This window comes from Pantoea dispersa, assembly GCF_014155765.1.
Classification (GTDB): domain Bacteria; phylum Pseudomonadota; class Gammaproteobacteria; order Enterobacterales; family Enterobacteriaceae; genus Pantoea; species Pantoea dispersa.
Genome location: NZ_SCKT01000001.1, coordinates 1,234,297 through 1,260,279, shown reverse-complemented (window position 1 = coordinate 1,260,279; position 25,983 = coordinate 1,234,297). Strand labels below are relative to the sequence as shown.

The 25,983-nt window shown below is 60.0% G+C and carries 21 protein-coding genes; 13 read left to right on the top strand and 8 right to left on the bottom strand.

Annotated elements, in window-relative coordinates:
• Nucleotides 1-16: 16 nt before the first annotated feature.
• Together H7K56_RS06085 and sbcD are read right to left on the bottom strand one after the other, a co-directional pair.
• Nucleotides 17-3,694, bottom strand: a complete 3,678-nt coding sequence (locus H7K56_RS06085; RefSeq protein WP_182688964.1) for an AAA family ATPase — start codon at nucleotides 3,692-3,694, stop codon at nucleotides 17-19.
• The gene (sbcD, locus tag H7K56_RS06080; RefSeq protein WP_150361486.1) at nucleotides 3,691-4,908 is read right to left on the bottom strand and encodes an exonuclease subunit SbcD; all 1,218 of its coding nucleotides are present in this window, start codon (nucleotides 4,906-4,908) and stop codon (nucleotides 3,691-3,693) included. Before sbcD ends, H7K56_RS06085 begins: the two co-directional genes overlap by 4 nt.
• Nucleotides 4,909-5,105: 197 nt before the next feature.
• Here sbcD and phoB point away from each other — a divergent pair, with 197 nt between their 5' ends.
• The 6 genes from phoB (at nucleotide 5,106) to proY (ending at nucleotide 12,488) form a co-directional block, all read left to right on the top strand.
• Nucleotides 5,106-5,795: a phosphate response regulator transcription factor PhoB gene (gene phoB / locus H7K56_RS06075; RefSeq protein WP_021507143.1), complete on the top strand. Its 690-nt coding sequence runs from the start codon at nucleotides 5,106-5,108 to the stop codon at nucleotides 5,793-5,795.
• A 15-nt stretch (nucleotides 5,796-5,810) separates the two neighbouring features.
• Nucleotides 5,811-7,124, top strand: a complete 1,314-nt coding sequence (gene phoR, locus H7K56_RS06070) for a phosphate regulon sensor histidine kinase PhoR (protein WP_059010574.1) — start codon at nucleotides 5,811-5,813, stop codon at nucleotides 7,122-7,124.
• An 18-nt stretch (nucleotides 7,125-7,142) separates the two neighbouring features.
• The gene (locus tag H7K56_RS06065) at nucleotides 7,143-8,069 is read left to right on the top strand and encodes a PstS family phosphate ABC transporter substrate-binding protein (RefSeq protein ID WP_058781206.1); all 927 of its coding nucleotides are present in this window, start codon (nucleotides 7,143-7,145) and stop codon (nucleotides 8,067-8,069) included.
• Between the two features lie 165 nt (nucleotides 8,070-8,234).
• Nucleotides 8,235-9,341, top strand: coding sequence for a cobalamin-independent methionine synthase II family protein (locus H7K56_RS06060; protein ID WP_150361488.1), 1,107 nt, complete (start codon nucleotides 8,235-8,237; stop codon nucleotides 9,339-9,341).
• 402 nt (nucleotides 9,342-9,743) lie between these two features.
• Nucleotides 9,744-11,063, top strand: coding sequence for a branched-chain amino acid transporter carrier protein BrnQ (brnQ, locus tag H7K56_RS06055; RefSeq protein WP_021507147.1), 1,320 nt, complete (start codon nucleotides 9,744-9,746; stop codon nucleotides 11,061-11,063).
• 69 nt (nucleotides 11,064-11,132) lie between these two features.
• Nucleotides 11,133-12,488: a proline-specific permease ProY gene (proY, locus tag H7K56_RS06050; protein ID WP_058775216.1), complete on the top strand. Its 1,356-nt coding sequence runs from the start codon at nucleotides 11,133-11,135 to the stop codon at nucleotides 12,486-12,488.
• A 42-nt stretch (nucleotides 12,489-12,530) separates the two neighbouring features.
• Here the strand turns inward: proY and H7K56_RS06045 are convergent, their stop codons facing one another.
• The 4 genes from H7K56_RS06045 to H7K56_RS06030 all read right to left on the bottom strand — a co-directional run bounded on the left by H7K56_RS06045 (nucleotide 12,531) and on the right by H7K56_RS06030 (nucleotide 17,545).
• Nucleotides 12,531-14,483, bottom strand: a complete 1,953-nt coding sequence (locus tag H7K56_RS06045; protein ID WP_150361489.1) for an acyltransferase family protein — start codon at nucleotides 14,481-14,483, stop codon at nucleotides 12,531-12,533.
• A 276-nt stretch (nucleotides 14,484-14,759) separates the two neighbouring features.
• Nucleotides 14,760-15,995, bottom strand: coding sequence for a histidine-type phosphatase (locus tag H7K56_RS06040; RefSeq protein WP_150361491.1), 1,236 nt, complete (start codon nucleotides 15,993-15,995; stop codon nucleotides 14,760-14,762).
• Nucleotides 15,992-16,801 carry an inositol monophosphatase family protein gene (locus H7K56_RS06035; RefSeq protein ID WP_150361493.1) on the bottom strand — a complete coding sequence of 270 codons (810 nt, stop codon included), beginning with the start codon at nucleotides 16,799-16,801 and terminating at the stop codon, nucleotides 15,992-15,994. The genes H7K56_RS06040 and H7K56_RS06035 overlap by 4 nt, the downstream gene beginning before the upstream one ends.
• A gap of 162 nt (nucleotides 16,802-16,963) precedes the next feature.
• Entirely contained in the window at nucleotides 16,964-17,545 is a 582-nt protein-coding gene (locus H7K56_RS06030) for an ACP phosphodiesterase (RefSeq protein WP_058781210.1), read from the bottom strand.
• A 104-nt stretch (nucleotides 17,546-17,649) separates the two neighbouring features.
• On the opposite strand from H7K56_RS06030, the gene queA reads away from it, so the two are divergent.
• From queA to secF, 5 genes are read left to right on the top strand one after another with little or no spacing between them, the layout of a single operon-like run.
• Nucleotides 17,650-18,720: a tRNA preQ1(34) S-adenosylmethionine ribosyltransferase-isomerase QueA gene (gene queA / locus H7K56_RS06025; RefSeq protein WP_058769378.1), complete on the top strand. Its 1,071-nt coding sequence runs from the start codon at nucleotides 17,650-17,652 to the stop codon at nucleotides 18,718-18,720.
• A gap of 39 nt (nucleotides 18,721-18,759) precedes the next feature.
• On the top strand, nucleotides 18,760-19,884 hold the full coding sequence (gene tgt / locus H7K56_RS06020) for a tRNA guanosine(34) transglycosylase Tgt (protein ID WP_021507154.1): 1,125 nt from the start codon (nucleotides 18,760-18,762) through the stop codon (nucleotides 19,882-19,884).
• Nucleotides 19,885-19,909: 25 nt separating this feature from the next.
• Nucleotides 19,910-20,242 (top strand): preprotein translocase subunit YajC, encoded by a 333-nt coding sequence (gene yajC / locus H7K56_RS06015; RefSeq protein ID WP_021507155.1) that lies wholly within the window; start codon nucleotides 19,910-19,912, stop codon nucleotides 20,240-20,242.
• Nucleotides 20,243-20,267: 25 nt separating this feature from the next.
• Nucleotides 20,268-22,115 carry a protein translocase subunit SecD gene (secD, locus tag H7K56_RS06010; protein WP_071813591.1) on the top strand — a complete coding sequence of 616 codons (1,848 nt, stop codon included), beginning with the start codon at nucleotides 20,268-20,270 and terminating at the stop codon, nucleotides 22,113-22,115.
• A 10-nt stretch (nucleotides 22,116-22,125) separates the two neighbouring features.
• Nucleotides 22,126-23,094, top strand: a complete 969-nt coding sequence (gene secF, locus H7K56_RS06005; protein WP_150361494.1) for a protein translocase subunit SecF — start codon at nucleotides 22,126-22,128, stop codon at nucleotides 23,092-23,094.
• 64 nt (nucleotides 23,095-23,158) lie between these two features.
• Here secF and H7K56_RS06000 read toward each other — a convergent pair whose 3' ends face one another.
• Both H7K56_RS06000 and lysM read right to left on the bottom strand, forming a co-directional pair.
• Nucleotides 23,159-23,731 (bottom strand): SadB/YajI family lipoprotein, encoded by a 573-nt coding sequence (locus H7K56_RS06000; protein ID WP_150361496.1) that lies wholly within the window; start codon nucleotides 23,729-23,731, stop codon nucleotides 23,159-23,161.
• A 15-nt stretch (nucleotides 23,732-23,746) separates the two neighbouring features.
• The gene (gene lysM / locus H7K56_RS05995; protein ID WP_058769381.1) at nucleotides 23,747-24,184 is read right to left on the bottom strand and encodes a peptidoglycan-binding protein LysM; all 438 of its coding nucleotides are present in this window, start codon (nucleotides 24,182-24,184) and stop codon (nucleotides 23,747-23,749) included.
• Nucleotides 24,185-24,355: 171 nt separating this feature from the next.
• On the opposite strand from lysM, the gene nrdR reads away from it, so the two are divergent.
• Together nrdR and ribD are read left to right on the top strand one after the other, a co-directional pair.
• Nucleotides 24,356-24,805 carry a transcriptional regulator NrdR gene (nrdR, locus tag H7K56_RS05990; RefSeq protein WP_031279647.1) on the top strand — a complete coding sequence of 150 codons (450 nt, stop codon included), beginning with the start codon at nucleotides 24,356-24,358 and terminating at the stop codon, nucleotides 24,803-24,805.
• 3 nt (nucleotides 24,806-24,808) lie between these two features.
• Complete coding sequence (gene ribD, locus H7K56_RS05985) at nucleotides 24,809-25,912, top strand: bifunctional diaminohydroxyphosphoribosylaminopyrimidine deaminase/5-amino-6-(5-phosphoribosylamino)uracil reductase RibD (protein ID WP_150361497.1); 1,104 nt, start codon at nucleotides 24,809-24,811, stop codon at nucleotides 25,910-25,912.
• The last annotated feature ends 71 nt before the right edge of the window (nucleotides 25,913-25,983 follow it).

The window sequence follows — 25,983 nt, the reverse complement described above, 5'->3', positions numbered from 1 at the left end:
CGCGCCACTTCACGCATCACTCGCCCGGCAGCTCCAGTTTACTGTAACCGAGCCCGTTCATTTTACGCACCCGGATCTGCACCGGGATGCGCTCTTTCATCGCTTCCACGTGGCTGATCACGCCGATGGTTTTCCCGCTGGCGTTGAGCGCATCGAGCGCATCCAGCGCGGTGTCCAGCGTTTCGGCATCCAGCGTGCCGAAGCCTTCGTCGAGAAACAGTGATTCAATGCGCGTTTTATGGCTGACCAAATCGGACAGCGCCAGCGCCAGCGCGAGGCTGACGAGGAAGCTCTCGCCGCCGGACAGCGTACGCGTGTCGCGCGTGGCATCGGCCTGCCAGGTATCCACCACTTCCAGCTCCAGCTCATCGCTGACGCGGCGCTGCAATAAATAGCGGCCGTGCAGGCGATCGAGCTGGCGGTTTGCCAGCCACACCAGATGATCGAGGGTTAAGCCCTGAGCAAAGCGGCGGAACTTGTCGCCTTTGGCCGACCCGATCAGATCGTTGAGGCGGCTTAGCTGTGCCAGTTCCGCTTCGTCAGCGGCGATCTGCGCCAGCAGCGTTTGCTGCTGCTGACGCTGCCGGGTATCGCTGTGCAGCTGCTGCTGCGCTTCCCCCTGCTGGCGTGCGTTGTCACGCAGCGCCACGCGCAGCTGCTCCAGCCGGATGGCGATGGAGCCAGCATCGGCATCGCTGAGCGCAGCCGGGCGCTGCTGCTGGTGATCGCTCAGCCGCTGCGCCAGTCTGGCATGCAGCGCGGTGTGCTGCTGATGCTGCTGCTCCAGCGTTTGCAGCCGCTGGCGCAGCGTCTGCACCTCATCTTCCGCCAGCAGCGCGGCGCGCAGGGCGCTTTCGTCAGCGAAATCACTGAGCAGCAATGCCTGCCGGAAGGCGCTTTCGGCGTCCGCTGCGCGCTGCGCCAGCGTCTGCTGCTGGCTGACAATCTGTTCATACTGACCTTTCAGGCCGTGCAGTTCGCTTTGCGCCTGCTGCCAGCGCTGCAGCTGTTGCGCCAGCGCCTGGTCATGCTGTTGCAGCGTGGCGTGCTGCTGCTGACGCGCGTCCGCCACGCGCCGGTCGCCAAACAGCTGCTGGCGCTGCTGCTGCTGGGCCTGCTGCTGCTGTTGCAGGTGGTTAAGGGCTTGCTGCAGGCTGGCGACCTGCTGCTGTTCACGCGCCAGAGCGTGCTGCAGGCTGCTTCCTTCCGTTTCGCTTTTCGCCAGCTGCGGCTGTAGCTCAGCAAGTAACCGCTCACTTTCCTGCCACTGCTGCCAGCGCTGCTGCAGCGTTTGCAGCCAGCCGGCGCGCTCGGGCGCTGCCGGCAGGCTAAGTTGATGGGCAGCCAGCTGCTGTTCCAGCTGCTGCTGTTGCTGCTGCCATGCCTGCCGTTCACCGCTGACGCGCTGATCGATCCCATCCCGCTGCTGCCGGGCGCTGGCCAGCTGCTGCTGTGCCAGCTGTTGCTGCTGCTGATGTTGCTGCCAGCGCTGCTGCTGTTGCAGATGCGCGTCTTTGGCCTGCTGCAACGTGACGGCCGCCTGTTCACGCGCCTGCAACTGCTGCTGCTGGCGGGCTTCGAGCGCGTCCTGCTGCTGCTGCCAGGCGCTGAATTCTGCGTGCTGTTCAGCGCTGAAGGTAAGCGCCAGCTCACCGCACAGCGCCTGCCAGCGCTCGCGGGTGGCGGCGATCTGCTGGTCGAGATCGGCGATTTCCTGTTGCAGCGCCTGCTGTTGCTGCTGCGACAGTTTAAGCTGCTCGCCCCGCGCGGTGCCGGCTTCCCTGAGCTGCGCCACGTGCGTTTCCAGCGCCGACTGCCGCTGCTGATTTTCATCTGGCTGCAACTGCTGGTAGCGGTCGATGGCCGGATGCTGGCAGGAGCCGCACAGCGGGCAGGGCTGTTCCGGCTGCAGCCGGGCCCGCTCGTCGGCCAGCTGAATAATGGTGCGCTCCAGCTCGCACAGGCGACGCACATCCAGCAGCGTCTGATGCTCGCGCTTGTACTCCTCGCGCAGCTGCTGCAACGCCAGCGCTTCCTGCTCAGCATGCTGCTGTAACTGCTGCAGTTTAAGCTGACGCTGCTGGCGCTGCGGCTGGAGCGTTTGCCACTGTGCCGCCAGCAGGCTGAGCTGCTGACGTGCGCCGCGCTGCTGCTGATGCTGCGCCAGCGCCGTCCGCAGCGCCGGGCTGGCGATCTCCGCTTCCAGCGAAGTAAGCACCTGCTCCGCCTGCTGGCGCTGCTGCTGTGCCGCGGCTTCTGCCTGTTGCAGCGGCTGTGCCGCCTGTTCGCGCGCCTGCAGCGCCTGCTGCTGCTGTTCCAGCTGGCTTTGCAGTTGTTGCTGCTGCGCGCTGAGCTGCGTCAGCGTTTGCTCACGCTCTTCAAGCCGGGCGAGTTCGGCCTGCCAGCGCGCCAGTTCGCCGCCCCAGCGGGCGACAGCGGCTTCACTCAGGCGAAACGCCTGCTGCTGCGCCAGCTGCTGTTGTAAGCGTTCACTTGCCTGCTGATGCTGATCCAGCGCCTGCTGGCTGAGTAACAGCGTTTTTTGCTGTTCGCTCAGCAGCGCCTGCTGCTGCTCAAGCTGCTGTGCACGGCTGGCGATCTGCTGATCGAGCGGGATCACCTGTTCGCTCAGCAGCGTCTCCAGCTGTTGCTGTTCGGCCAGCGCGCGTTCACGTGCCTGCTGTGCGGCCTGATAGTGGCTTTCCCCCTGCTGCAGCGCCGCTTGCGCCTGTTGCTGTTGCTGCTGTAACTGCTGCGCCTGCTGGTTCAGTGTCTGCTGGTCGCGCTGCAGCTGTTCGCGCTGCTGCAGTTTGTCGCGCAGCTTCTCTGCCGGTTCAGCACGCGCCAGCCGCTGGCGATCGCCTTCCGCCTGCTGCCAGGCCGTGGCGGCAGCCTGCAACGCCTGCTGCGCCTGCTGTTGCTCCGCGTTGAGCTGCTGCTGCTGCGTCAGCCACTGCTGCTGCTGCTGGGCCTGCGCCAGCTGCTCGCTCAGATCCTGTTCGGTGCGGGTCAGCTGCTCCAGCTGCTGCGCCAGTTCGGCGCGGCGGGCGTCGTCGAGCAACTGCACCGCACCGGCGCGGGCGCGCAGCGTGTCGAGTGCCGCGCGCGCCGTGCGCCAGCGCTCGTAGATCTGCATCGAGATGTGGCCGTAGATTTCGGTGCCGGTCAGCTCCTCCAGCAGCTCGGCGCGCTCGCCGGGTTTGGCATTGAGGAAGGCGGCAAACTGCCCCTGCGACAGCATCATCGAACGGGTGAAGCGGGCAAAATCGAGACCGGACAAGGTTTCGATGGCTTTGAGCTTGTCACCGACTTTATCGGCGACGATCTGGTTGTCCGCCACGCGCGCCAGTTCGACGCGCGGCGCCTGCAGTTTACCTTCCGCCAGGCCGCGCGCGCGGTTCTGGCTCCAGAAGGCGCGCCAGGCTTCACCTTTGATCTCAAACTCCACTTCGGCGAGGCATTCAGCGGTGTCACGCGTCATCAGCTGATTTTCGCTCTGCGACAGGCCACCAAGGCGCGGCGTCTGGTGATAGAGCGCCAGACAGATGGCATCCAACAGCGTGGTTTTACCCGCGCCGGTAGCGCCGGTGATGGCGAACAGCCCGTTGCTGGCAAACGGCTCGCGGCGGAAATCGATAAACCACTCGCCGCGCAGCGCGTTGAGGTTTTTAAAACGTAACGTCAGAATTTTCATGCGCCCGGATCCTCCAGCGTCGCCAGCGTGCTGCGAAACAGCTGCGTTAACTGCGCGCGCTGTTCATCCTCCAGCTGCTCCTCCAGCGCCAGCCGGCGGGCAAACACCTCTTCAACTTTCAGTTCGTTCAGGGTTTCGTTCTCCAGCCGCGCCAGGCTGCGCTGACGCTGATCGCGGCTGCGGCGCACCAGCAGCACCTCAACCGGCAGCGCGTCGGTAAGCTGTTCGATGCGGCGCTGCAGGTCGCTCAGGTACTCCTGAGTAGTGATTTCGATATCCAGCCACACCGGCAGATCGCCTTCATAGGTGTGAAACGCGGTCAGTTGCTGTTCGATCTCCGCCATGGCGCCTTTTAACATCTGCATCGGCTGGAATGACGGAATAACCAGCGGTGTGACGGACTCCAGCCGGGTGCTAAATTCCAGCAGGAATACGCTTTTCTCACGCCCCAGCTCATCAAAACTGAGCGCAATCGGCGAACCGCTGTAGCGGATGTGATCGCTGTCGGCGATGCGCTGCGCACGATGGATGTGGCCCAGCGCAATGTAGTCGGCTGGCGGGAAGGCCTGCGCCGGAAAGGCGTCCAGCGTGCCGATGTAGATATCACGCACCGAATCGCTCTTGCTGACGCCCACGGTGGTGAGATGCCCGGTGGCGATGATCGGCAGCGTACTGCCCATGGCTTCGCGCTGCGCCACAGCGGCGGCATAACAGTGCTGATAGTGCTGCTCAATCGCCTGCAGCAGCGACAGCTGCTTATCGCGACCGGACTGACCCGCCTGGCTGCGCAGGATGTCGCGCGGACGCAGATAGGGAATGGCGCACAGCAGCGCGCCCGGCGTGCCGTCGCGCTGTTGCAGCGTCAGCACCTGCTGCTCGCCGCCGGGCGTGGCGCTGGTAATGACGCGGGTATTGAGGCAGGCCAGCAGCTCGCGCGATTCATTCAGCGTGGCGACCGAATCATGGTTGCCGGCCAGCACAATCAGCTGGCAGCCGCTGGGCTGCAGCGCCACCACGAAACGGTTAAACAGTTCGCGCGCGTAGCTGGGCGGCGAACCGGTGTCAAACAGGTCGCCAGCGACGATCAGTGCATCCACCTGATGCTGCACAATCGCGGCCAGCAGCCAGTCGAGGAATTGCTGGTGCTCGGCGGCGCGGCTTTTGCTGTAAAAGAACTGACCGAGATGCCAGTCAGCGGTGTGAATAATGCGCATGAATGCTCCGTGCCTGCTATCGCAAAGCGGCAGTATAACCGCTTAACAACGCAATGAAAAAAAAGCGAAACCGGTTGTCACAATTGCGCTTTTTATCTGATTATCATGAGGTGGGTTTTTCATAAAAGTGTCACAAAACTGACGCATAATGGCGCCGCAAACCCCCGTGACATGCCGTCACAATCGCAGGAGTAATAATGGCTAAGCGCATTTTGGTTGTGGAAGACGAAGCTCCCATCCGTGAAATGTTATGTTTCGTGCTGGAACAAAACGATTACCAGCCGATTGAGGCTGAGGACTATGACAGCGCGATTGGCAAGCTGATCGAACCCTGGCCCGATCTGATTCTGCTGGACTGGATGTTACCCGGCGGCAGCGGCATTCAGTTCATCAAACATTTAAAGCGTGAAGCCATGACGCGTGATATTCCGGTGATGATGCTGACGGCGCGCGGTGAAGAGGAAGATCGCGTGCGCGGGCTGGAAGTGGGCGCCGATGATTACATCACCAAGCCGTTCTCGCCCAAAGAGCTGATGGCGCGCATTAAAGCCGTGATGCGCCGCATCTCACCGATGGCGGTGGAAGAGGTGATTGAGATGCAGGGGCTGAGCCTCGATCCCTCCTCGCATCGCGTGATGTCCGAAACCACGCCGCTGGAAATGGGACCGACCGAATACAAACTGCTGCACTTCTTTATGACGCATCCGGAGCGCGTATACAGCCGCGAACAGCTGCTGAATCACGTGTGGGGCACTAACGTGTATGTGGAAGACCGCACCGTGGATGTGCATATCCGTCGTTTACGTAAAGCACTGGAAGTTTCCGGCCACGATCGCATGGTACAAACCGTTCGCGGAACAGGGTATCGTTTCTCTGCCCGCTACTAAACGGAGTCTTTTACCGTGCTGGAACGACTCTCCTGGAAGAGATTACTGACCGAGCTGGCGCTGGTGTGTCTGCCTGCGCTGGTGCTGGGTCTGCTGGTTGGCTATCTGCCGTGGTGGCTGTTACTGGCCGTGTGCGGCGTGCTGTTCTGGCACTTCAAAAATCTGATGCGGCTGTCGCACTGGCTGTGGATTGATCGTTCAATGACGCCGCCCACCGGGCGCGGCAGCTGGGAACCGCTGTTTTACGGCCTGTATCAAATGCAGTTGCGCAATCGCCGCCGCCGGCGCGAGCTGGGCAATCTGATCAAACGCTTTCGCAGCGGGGCCGAGTCGCTGCCGGACGCGGTGGTACTCACCACCGAAGAGGGCACCATTTTCTGGTGTAACGGTCTCGCTCAGCAGCATCTCGGGCTGCGCTGGCCAGAAGATAATGGACAGAATATCCTCAACCTGCTGCGCTACCCTGAATTCTCCCGCTATATCCGCCAGCGCGACTTCAACAAGCCGCTGACGCTGGTGCTGAATAATCAGCATCACATGGAGTTCCGCGTCATGCCTTACAGCGAAGGGCAGTGGCTGATGGTGGCGCGTGACGTCACCCAGATGCACCAGCTGGAAGGGGCGCGGCGTAACTTCTTCGCCAACGTCAGCCATGAACTGCGTACCCCGCTGACGGTGCTGCAGGGCTATCTGGAGATGATGGACGATGTCGGGATGAACGAGCGCACCCGCAGCAAGGCGCTCAGTACCATGCAGGAGCAGACACGACGCATGGACAGCCTGGTGAAGCAGCTGCTGACGCTGTCACGCATCGAAGCGGCCCCCGCCATTGATCTGAAAGAGACGGTGGATGTGCCGACCATGCTGCTGCTGTTACAGCGCGAGGCGGAAACCCTCAGCCAGGGCCGTCACAGCATCCATTTCCACACCGACCCGCATCTGAAGGTGTTCGGCAATGATGAACAGCTGCGCAGCGCGATTTCCAATCTGGTGTATAACGCGGTGAACCACACGCCGGATGGCACGCGCATCGACATCAGCTGGTTGCGCACCAAACAGGGCGCCGAATTTAAAGTGTGCGACAACGGGCCCGGCATCAGCGAGGAGCATCTGCCGCGCCTGACCGAACGCTTCTACCGCGTGGATAAAGCGCGCTCGCGCGCCACTGGCGGCAGTGGGCTGGGGCTGGCCATTGTTAAGCACGCGCTCGGCCACCACACCACGCGGCTGGAGATCAGCAGCGTGCCGCATCAGGAAACCTGCTTCCGCTTCGTGCTGCCACCGCGCTTGATTGTGGCGAACGGAATCCGCGAGAATGTGGCGCAGTAAACGCCACCGGACTCTGTGATGAAATCGCTGCTGCTCTCTCTTTTATTGCTGTGCCCGCTGCTGGCGACGGCTCAGCAAAGCATGCTGACCGGCAACCTGAGCAGCGTGGGCTCGGACACGCTGGGCTATCTGATGACGCTGTGGGGCGAAGATTTCAGCCGTCAGTCGCCGGGCGTCAACGTGCAGGTGCAGGCGGCGGGATCGTCGACGGCGCCGACCGCGCTGGCCGCCGGGGCCGCTCAGCTTGGCGCCATGAGCCGGCCGATGCAGGTGGATGAGCGTCAGCTGTTTATCGCGCGCTATGGTTATGCACCGCTGGCGGTGCCGGTGGCGATGGATGCGCTGGTGGTGGTGGTTAATCAGGACAATCCGCTGCCGTCCATCAGTCAGCCGCAGCTGGATGCATTGTTCTCCGTGACGCGGCTGTGCGGCGCACAGCAGGTGCCGCAGCGCTGGGGCGATGTTGGCCTGCATACGGCGAACTGGGCAACGCGCAGTATTCAGCGCTTTGGCCGTAACTCCGCTTCCGGCACCTGGGGCTTCTTCAAGCAGCAGGCGCTGTGTCGCGGCGATTTCCGCGCTGACGTCGCGGAGTTTCCCGGCTCGGCGGCGGTGGTGCAGGCGGTCGCCAGCACGCCGAACAGCATCGGCTATGCCAGCTTTGGCTTTCACCTGAGCGGCGTGAAAACCCTGCCGATCGTCACCGCCAGCGGCGACAGCGTCATGCCGGATGCCGAATCGATCCGCAGCGGCCGCTATCCGTGGTCGCGCCCGCTGTATATCTACGTTAACAAGGCGCCCGGCAAACCGCTGCCGCCGCTGGTCGCCGCCTTTCTGCAGCAGGTGCTCTCTGCGCAGGGCCAGCGCCGTGTAACGGAGGCCGGCTACCTGCCGCTGTCCGATAGCCAGATCGCGCAGGCGCGCGCGGCGATTGCGCAAAACTAATTCACGCTGACCGATCATGAATTTTTTTCACGTCCCCTGAATTTTCTTCCATTGCCGCCGGTGGGGCGGCATGTCACTCTTATGGACATATAGCCATCCAGATGGCCAAAAGTAACCGTACGCAATTATACCCTGACGCAATTATGTGTCAGTGCAGGAGTGAATATGCAACGCAACACCGCCCCGTTCCGCGCCGATACCGTCGGCAGTTTTCTGCGTCCCGCTGCCATTAAGCATGCACGCGAGCAGTTCGCCAATGGCACCCTCAGCGCCGACCAGCTGCGTCAGGTAGAAGACGATGCGATTCGCCAGGTGGTGGAGCAGCAGCGCGCCAGCGGTCTGCAGGTAGTGACCGACGGAGAATTCCGCCGCGCCTGGTGGCACTTTGATTTCTTTGGCGATCTGCACGGCGTTGAGCTGTTTGAGGCCGATCAGGGCATTCAGTTCAACGGCGTGCAGACCAAAGCGCACGGCGTGAAGGTCACCGGCAAAGTCGCTTTTAACCCGCAGCATCCGATGCTGGACCATTTCCGCTTCCTGCAAAGCGTGGCTGGCGATGCGGTGGCGAAAATGACCATTCCCAGCCCGAGCGTGCTGCACTTCCGCGGCGGCCGTAAAGTGATTGATGCCACGGTGTATCCGGATCTGGAGCAGTACTTCGCCGATCTGGCACAGACTTACAAGGATGCGATCAAGGCATTTTACGACGCTGGCTGCCGCTATCTGCAGCTGGATGACACCGTCTGGGCGTACCTGTGTTCAGGCGATCAGCAGCAGCAAATTCGCGAGCGCGGTGAAGATCCGCAACAGCTGGCGCGCATTTATGCGCAGGTGCTGAATCGCGCGCTGGAAGATAAACCGGCGGATCTCACCGTCGGCCTGCACGTGTGCCGCGGTAACTTCCGCTCGACCTGGATCTCGGAAGGCGGCTACGAGCCGGTGGCGGAAATTCTGTTTGGCAGCGTGAACATCGACGCGTTTTTCCTCGAGTACGATAATGAGCGCTCCGGTGGCTTTGAGCCGCTGCGTTTCATCAAACCGGGTCATCAGCAGGTGGTATTAGGGCTGATCACCACCAAAACCGGCGAGCTGGAAGACGCTGCACAGGTGAAGGCGCGCCTGCAGGAAGCGGCGCAGTTTGTCAGCCTCGACCAGATTTGCCTCAGCCCGCAGTGTGGCTTTGCGTCAACGGAAGAGGGCAACAGCCTGACCGAAGCGCAGCAGTGGCAGAAGATTCGTCTGGTTGTCGACATCGCACAACAGGTGTGGTGATGCTGTAAAGTTGTGCAAACAGGCGCGTAAAGCGCGCCTTTTGTGCATCTCTGCGGCGGTTTCTGCAAGGAGATCGCTCGCTTTGCAGAAACTTTAAGCAAATCATCTCAGGTGTTTTCCGACTATTTCCTGCTTATCCACTGCGTTCTGACGCTTTCCTGTTATATCCTTCTGGTTTTCCGATCCTGTATTGCCTTTCTTCGCTATAAACGTTTTAATTTGCGCCGTTGTCGATTCATCCCTCTGTGAACAGAAGAAAAGCAGTTTAAATCACCTGCGCTGTACCGATTCGGCCCGCATAACGCACTGGTCAAGCCAGTTAAGCCATTGTTTTCGCGCATCCAGGGGACAACACAAACCCAACTTCCACCGCAACATCAGCTACAGGCAGTACAGAAGTTTATGACACATCGTTTAACCTCCAGGGATATCCTGGCGCTGGGCTTCATGACCTTTGCCCTGTTCGTTGGCGCAGGAAACATCATTTTCCCGCCTATGGTCGGTATTCAGTCTGGTGAACATGTCTGGATTGCCGCCTTCGGCTTCCTGATCACCGCGGTTGGTTTACCGGTGATGACCGTGATCGCGCTGGCGCGCGTTGGCGGCGGTATTGATGCGCTCAGCTCACCGATTGGTAAAGCGGCCGGTCTGCTGCTCGCCACCGTGTGCTATCTCGCCGTTGGCCCGCTGTTTGCCACGCCGCGCACCGCGACCGTTTCATTTGAAGTCGGGATTGCGCCGCTGACCGGCGACGGCCCGCTGCCGCTGTTTATCTATAGCCTGGTGTACTTCGCGCTGGTGATTGGCATTTCGCTCTATCCGGGCAAGCTGCTGGACACCGTCGGTCACTTCCTCGCACCGCTGAAAATTGTCGCGCTGACCATTCTGGGCGTCGCGGCGCTGCTGTGGCCGGCTGGCGGCATTTCGCCGGCCACCGCCGACTACCAGCGTGCGGCCTTTTCCAGCGGTTTCGTGAACGGCTATCTGACCATGGATACGCTCGGCGCGCTGGTGTTCGGTATCGTCATCGTTAATGCGGCGCGTTCACGTGGCGTGGAAGACAGTAAACTGCTGACGCGCTATACCATGCTGGCCGGCGTGATCGCCGGTGTTGGCCTGACGCTGGTGTACCTCAGCCTGTTCAAGCTGGGCTCCGGCAGCGGCGCGATTGTCGATCAGAACGCTAACGGCGCGGCGATTCTGCATGCTTACGTGCAGCAGACCTTCGGCGGTATGGGCAGTGTCTTCCTCGCCGCGCTGATTTTCGTCGCCTGTATGGTTACGGCGGTGGGCCTGACCTGCGCCTGCGCAGAATTCTTTGCGCAATACCTGCCGTTGTCGTATAAAGCGCTGGTGTTTATTCTCGGCCTGTTCGCCATGCTGGTGTCGAACCTCGGTCTCAGCCACCTGATTCAGATTTCGATTCCGGTGCTGACGGCTATCTATCCGCCGTGCATCGTACTGGTGGTGCTGAGCTTTACCCTGAGCTGGTGGAATCGCAGCACGCGCATCATTGCGCCAACCATGCTGATCAGCCTGCTGTTTGGTATCGTCGACGCCATCAAAACCACCAGCTTTAAAGATGCGCTGCCGCTGTTTAGCCAGCATCTGCCGCTGGCCGATCAGGGACTCTCCTGGCTGCCGCCGTCGCTGGCGATGCTGGTGATTGCTGCGGTGGTTGACCGGGTGAAAGGGCGTGAGCAGGTTGCCGTTCACCAGTAAGCGACATCGCTGTTAATTCCGACCACGGGCTTGCCCGTGGTTTTTTCATTTCCACAGGTACTGTTTGTTATGCAAGAAACCAATAAGCTCAAACGCGGACTGAGCACGCGCCACATCCGTTTTATGGCGCTGGGATCGGCGATCGGCACCGGGCTGTTTTACGGCTCGGCAGATGCCATCAAAATGGCAGGCCCCAGCGTACTGCTGGCCTACATCATCGGCGGCGCCGTGGCGTATATCATCATGCGCGCGCTAGGCGAGATGTCGGTTAACAATCCGCAGGCCAGCTCGTTTTCACGCTACGCGCAGGATTACCTCGGACCGCTGGCGGGCTATATCACCGGCTGGACGTACTGCTTTGAAATCCTGATTGTGGCGATCGCCGACGTCACGGCTTTTGGTATCTACATGGGCGTGTGGTTCCCGGAGGTGCCGCACTGGATTTGGGTGCTGTCGGTGGTGCTGATCATTGGCGCCATCAACCTGATGAGCGTTAAGGTGTTTGGCGAAGTGGAGTTCTGGTTCTCCTTCTTCAAAGTTGCCACCATCATCATCATGATCGTGGCCGGTTTCGGCATGATTTTCTGGGGTATCGGCAACGGCGGTCAGCCGACCGGCATCCATAACCTGTGGACCAACGGCGGCTTCTTTGCTCACGGTATCGTCGGCATGCTGCTGTCCCTGCAGATGGTGATGTTCGCCTACGGCGGCATTGAGATCATTGGTATCACCGCCGGCGAAGCTAAAGATCCGGCGAAATCGATCCCGCGTGCCATCAACTCCGTACCGCTGCGCATTCTGGTGTTCTATGTCGGCACGCTGTTTGTGATCATGTCGATTTATCCCTGGAACCAGGTCGGTACCGCAGGCAGCCCGTTCGTACTGACTTTCCAGCACCTCGGCATCGCCGCCGCCGCCTCCATTCTGAACTTTGTGGTGCTGACTGCTTCGCTGTCGGCGATTAACAGCGATGTGTTTGGCGTCGGCCGCATGCTGCACGGTATGGCGCAGCAGGGACATGCGCCGAAGATGTTTATGAAGGTGTCGAATCGCGGCATTCCATGGGTTACGGTGCTGGTGATGATGCTTGCCATGCTGGTGGCGGTGTACCTCAACTATCTGATGCCGGAAAAAGTGTTCCTGGTGATCGCCTCGCTGGCGACGTTTGCCACCGTGTGGGTGTGGATTATGATTCTGCTGTCGCAGATCGCGTTCCGCCACAAAATCGGCAAAGAGCAGGCCGGTAAGCTGCAGTTTGCTCTGCCGGGCGGCAGCGCTACGGCGTGGGTGGGGGTGCTGTTCCTTGCCTTTATCATCGCGCTGATTGGCTACTTCCCGGATACGCGTATCTCGCTGTACGTCGGGTTTGCGTGGATTGTTCTGCTGCTGCTGGCGTGGCCGCTGGCGAAGAAACGTAAAGCGTAAGAAGCTTTACCGCGGGCGAAGCGAGACTTCGCCCGTGGTGCATTACCAGTTTTTCCCCAGCGCCATCTCTCCGCCGTACGGATTCAGGTGATTATTGTCGTACCAGAGCGGCATGCCCTGATGAGTGACCAGACAACCCTGCGCATTACACAACGTCTCCTGCAGTGACAACACGCGCACGCCGTGCTGCTGATAGTCCTTTAACAGCTCTGCCACCGATGCGTTTGGCATCTGCAACTGCTGCGTGCGTTCCGCCGCCAGCGCCGCGCCATCCTGCGCGCTGAGCCAGCTATTCAGGCTGCGGCGCAGCGGCATATTGCGGTTATGGCTGTAGCGCAGCGGATCGAGCGTGATGGTCGGCACATCGTCAATCAGGGTGATCTTTTTCCCTGCCGCCAGCAGCTGCGCCACCACGGTATCCAGCCCGCTTTTCAGCGCCTGCAGATTGTCCTGCGCCGGATCGCGGAGACTGCGGAATCCGCTGCCCGTCTGCGCACTGAGGCCCGCCGCCCAGAACGCGCTGATCACCACTTCGTCTATTTTATCGCTCAGGATGATCGGCAGAACCCGCTGATTAAAATCGAGGCACTGCTGTGCATGCTGCGGTTTTTGCGGCATCGCGCGCGTGGCCTCAAGCAGGAAAGGGCAGGAGGCTTTGGTCAGCTGAAACAGCGGTTTCTGCTGCCGCCGGGCGTAATCGGCGACGTTGGCCGCCAGCGCGGCGGCATGGCTGTCGCCAATCAGCGCTATCGCCGGTGTGTCACTCTGCGGCTGGCACTGCGCATCGCGGGCGGGCCGCGTGGCGCCGTAATCCAGCAGGCAGGGATCGCGCTGGGCGGCGACTTTCCATTCGTCGCCGAGCTTCACCGCTTCACTGACGCGCGATTTCAGGCCACCGCTCTGCCACAGCAGCACCATGGCACCGGCTGCCAGCAGCGACGAGGCGCAGTAGCCGGGGATCAGCCAGCGCGTACCGCTGCGCGCCCGACGGAATGGCTGTTCGATGAAGCGCCAGGAGAGCCAGGCGATGACCAGCGCAACGGCACAGATGCTCAACGCCTGCCAGACGCTGAGCGGCCGATCGCTGCAGATGCGTGCCAGACTGAGCAGCGGCCAGTGCCACAAGTACCACGAGTAGGAAATTTTACCGATGAAGCGCATCGGCGCGTTCTCCAGCAGCCGCTGATTGAGCGGGCTGCGCGCACCGATCATCAGACAGGCCGCCAGCACCGGCAGCAGTGCCAGCCAGCCGGGAAAGCGATCGCTATGGCTGAGTAACAGCGTGGCACCGATGATCAGCAGCCAGCCAGCGAGATGACAGAGGCTGGCCAGCCGGCCGGTGACGGGGCGGGGTTGCCACAGCGCCAGCAGCACGCCGGCACCCAGCTCCCAGGCGCGGGTTGGCAGCAGATAAAACGCCTGAGTGCTGGAGAGGGGCGTTAACCACAGGCAGCCGGCCAGCGACAGCAGGCTGAGCAGTAGCACCACGCCGGTCATTGTGCGCCGCAGCTGCACGGCCAGCAGCAGAACAAACGGCAGCACGATATAGAACTGCTCCTCAATGCCCAGCGACCAGGTCATCAGCAGCGGATTGAGATCGGCATCCGCACTGAAATAGTCGCCACTCTTCAGTAACAGCATATTGGGCACCGAGAGGAACACCGCCATGCTGTATTTTGCCAGCTGGCTTAATTCCAGCGGGGATAACAGCAGATAACCGAGTAACAGCAATATCATCAGCATAAAAAACAGGGCGGGCGCAATACGCCGGATGCGGCGTAAATAAAACTGATAAAACGAGAAGGTGCCGGCGGTAATTTCTTTACTGATAATACCGCCAATTAAAAAGCCGGAAATAACGAAAAATATATCGACGCCAATAAAGCCGCCCGGCACGGCGCTGACGCCGCAGTGGAACAGCACAACCAATATAATGGCGACAGCGCGCAGACCATCGATATCCGGACGATAGCGCAGCGAGACAGGTACAGACATAACAGGATCCCAGTTATTCAATGTTAATTTGCGATTTTATTACTGCGGGTAAAAATAGCTCGGCGCATCCTGTCGCCGAAAAATGTAAAAAGAGAAAGGTATTACTAAGGGATGATTGACCCGTGCAGCATATCGCAGTTTTTCAGCATTAACGCTTTTAAGGGAAAAAAAAGAAAAGTCTCAGATAACTGTGCCCACCAGCTTGCAGTTTATTGCTGTAATTTCGCTGCAGGAATAAGCCGGCGTAATCTGTCTGGCTTAACCCGGTGGCTGGCGTCAGGGATAGTCCACGGGGATTACCGCGCGCTGATCAATGGCGGTGCGCCAGTGCTCAAGCGTCGATTGATAAGGACACAGCGTGCCCACCGCCGTCTGGCGACAGTTTTGCTGATGCCACTCCTGGCGCAGCAGCGGGTGCTGCCGATCGATCGGCGTTAGCTGGCGCAGCGCATCCAGACTTTGCGCCTGAAAATAGACGCGCAGCAGCAGCGTCTGCGTCTGGTTATCGCGCCAGCGCTCAAACACCAGACTGCTGCCGGGCGGAATATTACCGCGCGCGTAGCCGGGCAGTTGCCAGCTGAAGCCGATCAGCGTGCGCAGCATGGCGATATTGGTGTCGTGTGCCACCAGCAGCAGCCAGCGGGTGGAGGGCGTCGCCGCATCGTCCTGCAGGTTGCGCACCACCGCGTCCAGCAGAATCGACGCACGCTTTTGCGCGATATACGGCACATCATTACTCAGATCGTAATTGGCGGTCAGCAGCGGCAGCAGGGCGCTAATCTGCTGCGCCCGGGTGATGTTGCCCCACGCCAGCTGGCTGAACGGCAGATTTTCGCTCCAGCCGAGCCGTAAGGTTTCGGCCATGCTGGCCAGCACGCTGAGACCCTGCACGTAGGTATGGCCGCTTTTACTCTGCTTCAGCTGCCAGGGGCGATCGAAGAACGGGCAATCTGCCGCGCACACCGCCTGCCTGAGCTGCTGCACGGCGGGCTGTAAACGCTGTTGCAGTGCGGCGAGATCGCCGGCGCGCGCCGCGACCGCTGCCCGCTCCATGGCAGCATCCGTTTGGCCAAACGGCAGTTTTTCGCTCTGAAACAGCGGATCGACCGCCCCCGCGACGTGATGAACTGCCACATCGCAGCCGGGAAAGGCGCCCTGCAGCAGCGCCTGCGCCGTGGCACGGGTGCGCTGCAGCGGACTGGCGCGCACGTAAATTTGCCCGGCATCGGGACAGCCGGCAAGCATCAGGCCGAGCTGGCGATAGTGTTCACCCTGCCAGCGACCTTTATTCACGACCGCTGCATAACCGTGTGCGGTGAGTTCGCCGTCGGCGCTGCGCCAGCGCGGCCAGGCGCGCTGGGTGGCGGATTCGATTTCCGTGCGGTTACCTGCGGTGGGAGGACGCACGCCGTGACGGCTGATCTCTACCACTTTTTCCAGCTGGTAGCGCGGCTGCGCCTGCGCGGTGAGCGCCAGCAAAGCAAGCAGCGCGCTCAGCAGCAGACGTGTCATAGCGTTGGCTGTGCCGGCAGCAGCGCTTTAAGCTGCGGATAGAGCACCGCGTTGGCCAGCAGCACCGGATTCCCCTGTTGCAGGCCATGGTGGCTGAGATAATCGTTGGTGACGCCGCCCGCTTCGCGCATCAGCACAATGCCGGGCAGGCCATCCCACGGATTCATATGCGCTTCGTAATAGCCAATCAGCCGGCCGGCCGCCGCCCAGGCGCTCATCAGCGCACCGGAACCGTTGCGGATAAACATGCCGCCCTGCGCCAGCAGCTGGCTGATAAAAGTGGTCAGCGGTTCAATCGGCTGGCTGTTCGAGCTGCTGAGGCCCAGCAGCCCCTGATCGAGCCGCTGCGCGCTGTGTGCCTGAATGCGCTTGTCATTCACCCAGGCACCTTTGCCGCGGCAGGCGTGGAAGGTTTCCTGATGATTAGGATCGCTGACTACGCCAATCACCGGCTGATCGTCACAGACAATCGCCAGCGAGACGCACCAGTTGTGCAGGCCGTTAAGAAAGCTGCTGGTGCCGTCAATCGGATCGATGACCCAGATAAAGCGCGCGCCGCTGACGTCACCGCCGCTCTCTTCACCCAGCACCGCATCGTCAGGAAAACGCTCATGAATCAGGTGTTTTACCAGCAGCTCAACGTTGCGATCCGCCTCGCTGACCACATCCTGCAAATCCTTCTTGTGCTCCACCACCAGCTGATGGCGCTGCTGATACCACGCCAGCGCGCGGCTGGCAGCAGTTTTCGCCACCTCACAGGCATAGTGATAACGGACATCTAATTCGGTTAGCGTAGCTGATGACATTTTTCCCTCTTATCATTCACTGGCAATCGACGTGGCAAACCACGCCGGATAAAGCGCCATGGCTGTGTGACTGGCTTAACAAAAGTTAAGCAAGGCTTCATTAAGCCGCAGATGGCTGCGGCTGGCAAGGGGAGGCAATGCGGGGCAGCGGCAAATTGTGCTTCACAGCTGCCGGGCGCGCGCGGCGGCCATCAGGCGTGGATAGAACTGGAAAAACAGCGGTTCGAGCTGGGTGTAGTGGTCGACAAAATCCTGATAGGAGTCGCGCAGCGCCGCCAGCCGTGGCCGGCGATGCGCCATGCCGCTTAGTACGCGCGCCAGCCGCGCCGGGTCAGCATAGTGTTCAAACCAGCGTTCGCGCCACATTACCGCGTTGAGCTCGATAAAATCGCCCGGCGTGCCGGGCAGCTGCGGCACAATGTCGCGCTCGGCGGCGGCACTAAAAGCAGACAGCGACTGCGCCGGATGCAGCTGATCCCAGTGGCGCGCCAGGAAGTGGTCCCAGATCACGTCGAGGGTGATTGGCGCGACGCGGCGCGTTTCGGCGCGGAACAGCTGACGCGCGCTGCGCACTTCCGGCAGGTTATCGGTCAGCACATCAATGCGCCGGTGCAGGGCAATACCGGCCACCACCGGCTGCGGCCACTGCGCCTCAACGTTGCCGCGCACGAAGTCGGCCAGCAGATTACCCAGCAGTGAGCTGTCGGCCAGGGTTGCAAGGTGAAGGTGAGCAAGAAAGTTCATGGCGCATTATAGGCAGAATCACACCGGCGCAGCCAGTTGTTCAGAATTGCCCACTTTTCCGCTAAACTATGCCGCCTGTTTTTTGAGTCCTGAAGAAGTGATGCATGCGTGTAGCCGATTTTGCCTTTGAATTACCGGAATCTTTGATCGCCCACTATCCGCAGGCGCAGCGCAGCGGTTGCCGCCTGCTGTCGCTGGATGGCCCGAGCGGGGCGCTGAACCATGGCGTGTTTACTGATGTGCTGGATAAGCTCAATCCGGGCGATCTGCTGGTGTTCAATAATACCCGGGTGATTCCGGCGCGCGTCTATGGCCGTAAAGCCAGCGGCGGCAAAATTGAGATGCTGGTTGAGCGCATGCTGGATGACAAACGCGTGCTGGCGCACGTGCGCGCCTCCAAAGCGCCGAAGCCGGGTGCCGAATTACTGCTGGGCGACGACGAAAGCGTCAAAGCCACCATGGTGGCGCGCCACGATGCGCTGTTCGAAATCGAGTTTGCGGACGATCGCGCGGTGCTGGATATCCTGAACAGCGTCGGCCATATGCCACTGCCGCCGTACATCGATCGTCCGGATGAGGAAGCTGACCGCGAGCTGTACCAGACGGTCTACAGCGCGCGCCCCGGCGCGGTGGCAGCACCGACCGCCGGTCTGCACTTTGATGAGCCACTGCTGGCGGCGCTGAAGGCGAAAGGCGTGGAGATGGCGTTTGTGACGCTGCACGTCGGCGCTGGCACCTTCCAGCCGGTGCGCGTGGAGAACATCAACGATCACATCATGCACTCTGAATATGCCGAAGTGCCGCAGGACGTGGTGGACGCGGTGCTGGCGTGCAAAGCGCGCGGTAACAAAGTGGTGGCGGTGGGCACCACCTCGGTGCGATCGCTGGAGAGCGCAGCGCAGGCCTGCCAGGATGGGCTGATCGCGCCGTTTTTCGATGACACGCAGATCTTTATCTATCCGGGTTATCACTATCAGGTGATTGATGCGCTGATCACCAACTTCCACCTGCCGGAATCGACGCTGATTATGCTGGTCTCGGCGTTTGCCGGTTATCAACACACCATGGCGGCTTATCAGAGCGCGGTGGCGGAGCAGTACCGTTTCTTTAGCTACGGGGATGCGATGTACATCACCCGTAATCCACAGGCTCCCGACGAAATCGTTGGTGGCTGAGTAATCAGACTGTTTCTCTGATTATCGAAAGAGGTCAATGTGAAATTTGAATTAGATACCACCGACGGGCGCGCGCGCCGTGGCCGTCTGGTCTTTGATCGCGGCGTCGTGGAAACCCCGGCGTTTATGCCGGTCGGCACCTACGGCACGGTCAAAGGCATGACGCCGGAAGAAGTGAAAGAGACCGGCGCGCAGATCCTGCTGGGTAACACCTTCCACCTGTGGCTGCGTCCGGGGCAGGAGATCATGAAACTGCACGGCGACCTGCACGATTTCATGCACTGGCAGGGACCGATCCTGACCGACTCCGGCGGCTTCCAGGTATTCAGCCTCGGCGATATCCGTAAGATCACCGAAGCCGGCGTGCATTTCCGCAACCCGATCAACGGCGATCCGATTTTCCTCGACCCGGAAAAATCGATGGAGATTCAGTACGATCTCGGCTCCGACATTGTGATGATCTTCGACGAATGTACGCCGTATCCGGCGGACTGGGATTACGCTAAACGCTCGATGGAGATGTCACTGCGCTGGGCGCAGCGCAGCCGCGACCGCTTTGACGCGCTCGGTAACAAAAATGCGCTGTTTGGCATTATTCAGGGCGGGGTTTACGAAGATTTACGTGATGTCTCGGTTAAAGGTCTGGTAGAGATTGGCTTTGATGGGTACGCTGTGGGCGGCCTGGCGGTGGGTGAACCGAAAGAGGACATGCACCGCATCCTGGAACACGTCTGTCCGCAAATTCCGCAAGACAAACCGCGTTATTTGATGGGCGTCGGCAAACCGGAAGATCTGGTGGAAGGCGTTCGCCGCGGTATCGATATGTTTGACTGTGTTATGCCAACGCGTAACGCGCGCAACGGCCATCTGTTCGTCACCGATGGCGTGGTGAAAATCCGCAATGCGAAATACAAAGATGACACCGCGCCGCTGGATGCGGAGTGTGATTGTTACACCTGTCGCAATTACACGCGTGCCTACTTGCATCATCTTGATCGCTGTAACGAAATACTGGGCGCACGTCTGAACACCATCCACAATCTGCGCTATTACCAGCGTCTGATGGCGGGTTTACGCCAGGCCATCGAAGAGGGTAAATTAGAGCACTTTGTTAGCGAGTTCTACCAACGGACGGGCAAAGCGGTTCCACCGTTAAACGTCTGATAATTCTATCAATGAGGGAAATTTAATGAGCTTTTTCATTTCTGACGCCGTGGCCGCAGCTGGCGCTCCGTCTCAGGGAAGTCCGTATTCTCTGGTGATCATGCTGGTGGTTTTTGGTCTGATTTTCTACTTCATGATCCTGCGTCCACAGCAGAAGCGCGCCAAAGATCACAAAAAGCTGATGGATTCCATCTCCAAAGGTGATGAAGTGCTGACCAACGGTGGCCTGGTGGGCCGCGTAACGAAAGTGGCTGAAACCGGCTACATCGCTATCGCCCTGAACGACACCACTGAAGTAGTGATTAAACGTGATTTCGTGGCCGCCGTTCTGCCGAAAGGTACAATGAAGGCGCTGTAATTTATTCTTCCCGAAGGGAACTGCCGTGTTAAACCGTTATCCTTTGTGGAAGTACATCATGCTGGTCGTCGTGATTCTCGTCGGCCTGCTGTATGCGCTTCCTAACCTTTATGGTGAGGATCCGGCCGTTCAGATCACTGGTGCGCGCGGTGGCGCCGCCAGTGAGCAAACGTTGGATCAGATCCAGACCGTATTAAAACAAGACAATATCCAGAGCAAATCCCTCGCGCTGGAAAATGGTGCCATTCTGGCCCGTTTCGCTAACACGGATATTCAGCTGCGCGCGCGTGAAGCCATCACCAATGCGCTGGGCGAAGATTTCGTCGTGGCGCTCAACCTGGCCCCTGCCACACCGCGCTGGCTGACCATGCTGGCCGCTGAACCGATGAAACTCGGCCTCGATCTGCGCGGCGGCGTGCACTTCCTGATGGAAGTCGACATGGATACTGCCCTCGGCAAGCTGCAGGAGCAGAATGCTGATGGCCTGCGCAGCGATCTGCGCGAAAAAAATATCCCTTACACCAACGTTAGCAAAATCGCTAACTACGGCACCGAAATACGCTTCCGCGACGGCGCCAGCCGTGATGCGGCCATCAGCTATCTGACGCCGCGCCATCGCGACCTGGTGATCACCAGCGCTGGCAGCGACACGCTGCGTGCGGTGATGACCGATGCGCGTCTGAGCGAAGCGCGCGAATATGCGGTGCAGCAGAACATCAACATCCTGCGTAACCGTGTGAACCAGCTGGGTGTAGCTGAGCCGCTGGTACAGCGTCAGGGTGCTGACCGCATCGTGGTTGAGCTGCCGGGTATCCAGGATACCGCGCGTGCTAAAGAGATTCTGGGTGCTACCGCAACGCTGGAGTTCCGCCTGGTCAACACCTCGGTGGATCCGAGCGCTGCCGCCAGCGGCCGCGTGCCGGGTGACTCGGAAGTGAAAAAGACGCGTGAAGGTCAGCCGGTGGTGCTGTACAAGCGCGTGATTCTCACCGGTGACCACATCACCGACTCGACGTCCAGCATGGATGAGTACAACCAGCCGCAGGTGAATATCTCGCTTGATGGCGCCGGCGGTAACATCATGTCCAACTTCACCAAGGACAACATCGGCAAGCCGATGGCGACCCTGTTTGTGGAGTACAAGGACAGCGGTAAGAAAGATGCGAACGGTCGTGCGATTCTGGTGAAGCAGGAAGAAGTGATTAACGTGGCGAACATTCAGTCGCGCCTCGGCAACAGCTTCCGAATTACCGGTATCAGCAACCCGAACGAAGCGCGTCAGCTGTCGCTGCTGCTGCGTGCCGGTGCGCTGATTGCGCCAATCCAGATTGTGGAAGAGCGGACCATCGGTCCAACCATGGGCCAGCAGAACATCACGCAGGGTCTCGAAGCCTGTCTGTGGGGTCTGATTGCCTCCATCATCTTTATGGTGGTGTTCTACAAGAAGTTTGGTCTGATTGCGACCAGCGCACTGCTGTGCAACCTGGTGCTGATTGTCGGCATCATGTCACTGTTACCGGGCGCAACGCTCACGATGCCGGGCATTGCCGGTATCGTGCTGACGCTGGCGGTGGCGGTGGATGCTAACGTGTTGATTAACGAACGTATTAAAGAAGAACTGCGTAACGGACGCTCGGTACAGCAGGCGATTCATGAAGGCTATAAAGGCGCCTTCTCCAGTATCGTCGACGCCAACGTCACCACGCTGATTAAAGTTATCATTCTTTATGCGGTCGGTACCGGCTCGATCAAAGGGTTTGCGATTACCACGGCTATCGGTATTGCGACTTCCATGTTCACCGCTATCGTCGGCACCCGTGCCATCGTTAACCTGGTGTACGGCGGCAAACGCATCAATAAGCTGTCTATCTGAGGAGTGCGTTGTGGCACAGGAATATAGTATTGAACAGCTGAACCATGGGCGTAAAGTCGTCGACTTTATGCGCTGGGACACGCTGGCCTTTCTCATCTCCGGCCTGCTGATTGTGGCGTCCATCGCCATTATCGGTGTGCGCGGCTTTAACTGGGGGCTCGATTTCACCGGCGGGACGGTGATTGAGATCAACCTCGAGAAGCCGGCGGATCTGGATGCGCTGCGTGACGGGCTGGTGAAGGCAGGCTTTGAGGAGCCGCTGGTACAGAACTTTGGCAGCAGCCGTGATGTGATGGTGCGTATGCCACCGACCACCGGCAATGCAGGTCAGGAGCTGGGCAATAAAGTGGTTGCCTCGATCAACCAGACGACGCAGCAGAACGCGACCGTGAAGCGAATTGAGTTCGTGGGCCCGAGCGTGGGCAGCGATCTGGCGCAGGCCGGGGCGATGGCGCTGCTGTCGGCGCTGATTGCGATTCTGATCTACATCGGCTTTCGCTTTGAGTGGCGTCTGGCGCTGGGCACCGTGCTGGCGCTGGCGCACGACGTAATCATCACCTGCGGCATTCTGTCGCTGTTCCACATTGAGATCGATCTGACGATTGTGGCGTCGCTGATGTCGGTGATTGGTTACTCGCTCAACGATAAGATCGTGGTTTCCGACCGTATTCGTGAGAACTTCCGCAAAATCCGTCGCGGTTCTTCTTACGACATCACTAACGTGTCGCTGACCCAGACGCTGAGCCGTACGTTGATCACCTCGATCACCACGCTGGCGATGATCCTGATCCTGTTCATTTTTGGTGGCGCACTGCTGAAAGGCTTCTCGCTGACCATGCTGATCGGTGTCACCATCGGTACCATTTCGTCGATCTACGTGTCGTCCGCGCTGGCGCTGAAGCTGGGCATGAAGCGTGAACACATGCTGGTGCAGAAAGTGGAGAAAGAGGGCGCCGATCAGCCTTCGATTCTGCCGTAATTGTGCCGGAGAAATGAAACGGGCTGCCTGAGTGCAGCCCGTTTTTTTATGCCTGACGCCAGAATTACTGGCCTGCAACGACCGTGCTGGCGTCCGTCACCGCCTGCACATCATGCACGCGCACGTAGCCGGGCTGACCCGGTGCCAGCCCGCTGAGTCGCAGCGGTACGCTGACCGAACTGCGCGGCATCAGACTGGCGGGCACGGTAATGGTCTGGCTCAGGCTGTCGGCGTTCAGCGGCTTGCCGCTGGCGGGATCCATTTCGCCCCATACCACGCGGGCGCTGAGTGCCGGCACTGGCTTATCATCGGTTGAACTGATATTCAGGTTAGCGCGGCTGCCGCTGGCTTCCCCCTCAACGTGCGACAGCGACAGGCGCAGTTTACCCAGCTGCGTCTGCAGCTCTACCGGCGTATTCGCCTGCGGGAGTAACCATGCGCCCTGCGTCGACTGGCTGTTGAGCTGCCCCTGAATCTCCAGCGCGCTGGCCTGACTGGTCAGTTTGCGCATCTGCTGGTTGAGCTGGCTCACTTCCTGATGCAGCGCTTTGACCTGAGGTGAAGCGGGGGTGGAGCTGCAACCACTGAGCACCAGCGCAGCAAGCGCTGCCGGCACCCAAATCATCCTGAACGTCATGCAATGTCCTTCCGGTTATTTAGGGATACGTAAAACCTGGCCGGGATAGATCTTATCAGGATGCGTCAGCATTGGCTTGTTCGCTTCAAAGATCTTGTTGTATTCGTTCGGCGTGCCGTACACCTGCTTCGAGATAGCGCTCAGGGTATCGCCTTTTTTCACCGTGTAGAATTCGGCCTGCGCAGCACTGTCACTGGTGGTCACGTTATCTTCCACTTTGGTGATGCCGGCCACGTTACCCGCCGCCACCAGAATCTTCTCTTTCAGCTCCTGCGAGATACCGTCACCGCTGACCTTCACGGTATCGCCCTGGACATCGACTTTCACTTTATCGCTGTCGGGCAGGCCGAGTTGATTAATGTGCTCCTGCAGCTTTTTGCTCTGGTCATCGCCGCCTGACACCGCATCCCACAGTTTTTCACCCGCTTCTTTGACGAAATTGAATAAACCCATACATCCTCCTGTCATTAAGCCGGATTGGCTCTCTAAGCTTAGTAACTTTTCACGGTTTGCTGTAACCGCCAGGCGTCGCTGTGAGCCAGGTGGCGATTCTGCGCCCTGTATTTTGTTGCAACCGGGAACGCGCTACACTATCTGCCCCCAATTCTCGCGACAGGAAACGTCATGCATTGCCCATTCTGCTCCGCTGTGGACACCAAAGTGATTGATTCACGTCTGGTTAGTGAGGGCTCCTCAGTGCGCCGCCGCCGCCAGTGCCTGGTATGCCATGAGCGTTTTACCACCTTTGAAGTGGCCGAGCTGGTAATGCCGCGCGTGGTGAAAAGCAACGACGTGCGCGAACCCTTTAACGAAGATAAGCTGGCCAGCGGCATGATGAAGGCGCTGGAGAAGCGTCCGGTGAGCGCGGATGCCGTCGACAACGCGGTCAATCACATCAAAACCCAGCTGCGCGCCACCGGCGAACGTGAAATTCCCAGCAAGCTGATTGGTAACCTGGTGATGGAAGAGCTGAAGAAGCTGGATAAAGTCGCTTATATTCGCTTCGCATCGGTGTACCGCAGTTTTGAAGATATTCGTGACTTTGGCGAAGAGATCGCCCGCTTACAGGATTAATCCATGACCGATGCGCACTACATGGCGCGCGCGCTGGAACTGGCGCGGCGCGGACAATATACCACCACCCCGAATCCTAACGTCGGCTGCGTTATCGTGCGTGACGGCGCGATCATGGGCGAAGGCTGGCATCAGCGCGCCGGTGAACCGCACGCGGAAGTGCACGCGCTGCGCATGGCGGGCGACCACGCACGCGGTGCGACCGCATATGTCACGCTGGAACCCTGCAGCCATCACGGTCGGACGCCGCCGTGCTGCGATGCGCTGATTGCTGCCGGCGTCAGCCGGGTGGTCGCGGCGATGCAGGATCCTAATCCGCAGGTGGCCGGGCGCGGCTTGTATCGTTTACAGCAGGCCGGCATCGACGTGAGTCACGGCCTGATGATGAACGAAGCGGAAGCGCTCAATCGTGGTTTTCTCAAACGCATGCGTACCGGTTTTCCGTGGATTCAGCTCAAACTGGGTGCCTCGCTGGATGGCCGTACCGCCATGGCCAGCGGCGAAAGCCAGTGGATCACTTCCGCAGCGGCAAGGCGCGATGTGCAACGTTTACGTGCCCGCAGTTCAGCTATCCTTACCACCAGTGCCACCGTGCTGGCGGACAATCCGTCGCTGACGGTGCGCTGGGATGAACTGAGCGAGACCGTGCGCCAGCAGCTGGATGAGAGCCAGCTGCGTCAGCCGGTGCGGGTGGTGATCGACAGCCAGCAGCGCGTGACGCCGCAGCACCGTTTGATCGCCCAGCCCGGCGAAACCTGGCTGATGCGCACGGAGGCTGATGCACAAAGCTGGCCGCCGGGCGTGAGTCAGATAGAGGTGCCGCCGCGCGGTGAGCAGCTCGATCTGGTGGCGATGATGATGCTGCTCGGTCAGCGTCAGATCAACAGCGTGTGGGTTGAGGCCGGTGCCGGTCTGGCCGGTGCGCTGCTGCAGGCCGGCCTGGTGGATGAACTGATCGTTTATCTGGCGCCGAAACTGCTGGGTAATGCCGCGCGCGGCCTGTGTGCGCTGCCGGGACTGGAAACGCTGGCCGATGCGCCAGCGCTGAATTTTAGCGACGTGCGTCAGGTTGGCGACGATTTACGGCTGACCCTGACACCGCGCTGAGCATGCACGGAAAAGCCTGAGCGCGTTGCCGAAGAGTATGATAGAATCCGCCCCCTTCTGCGGGGCCATAA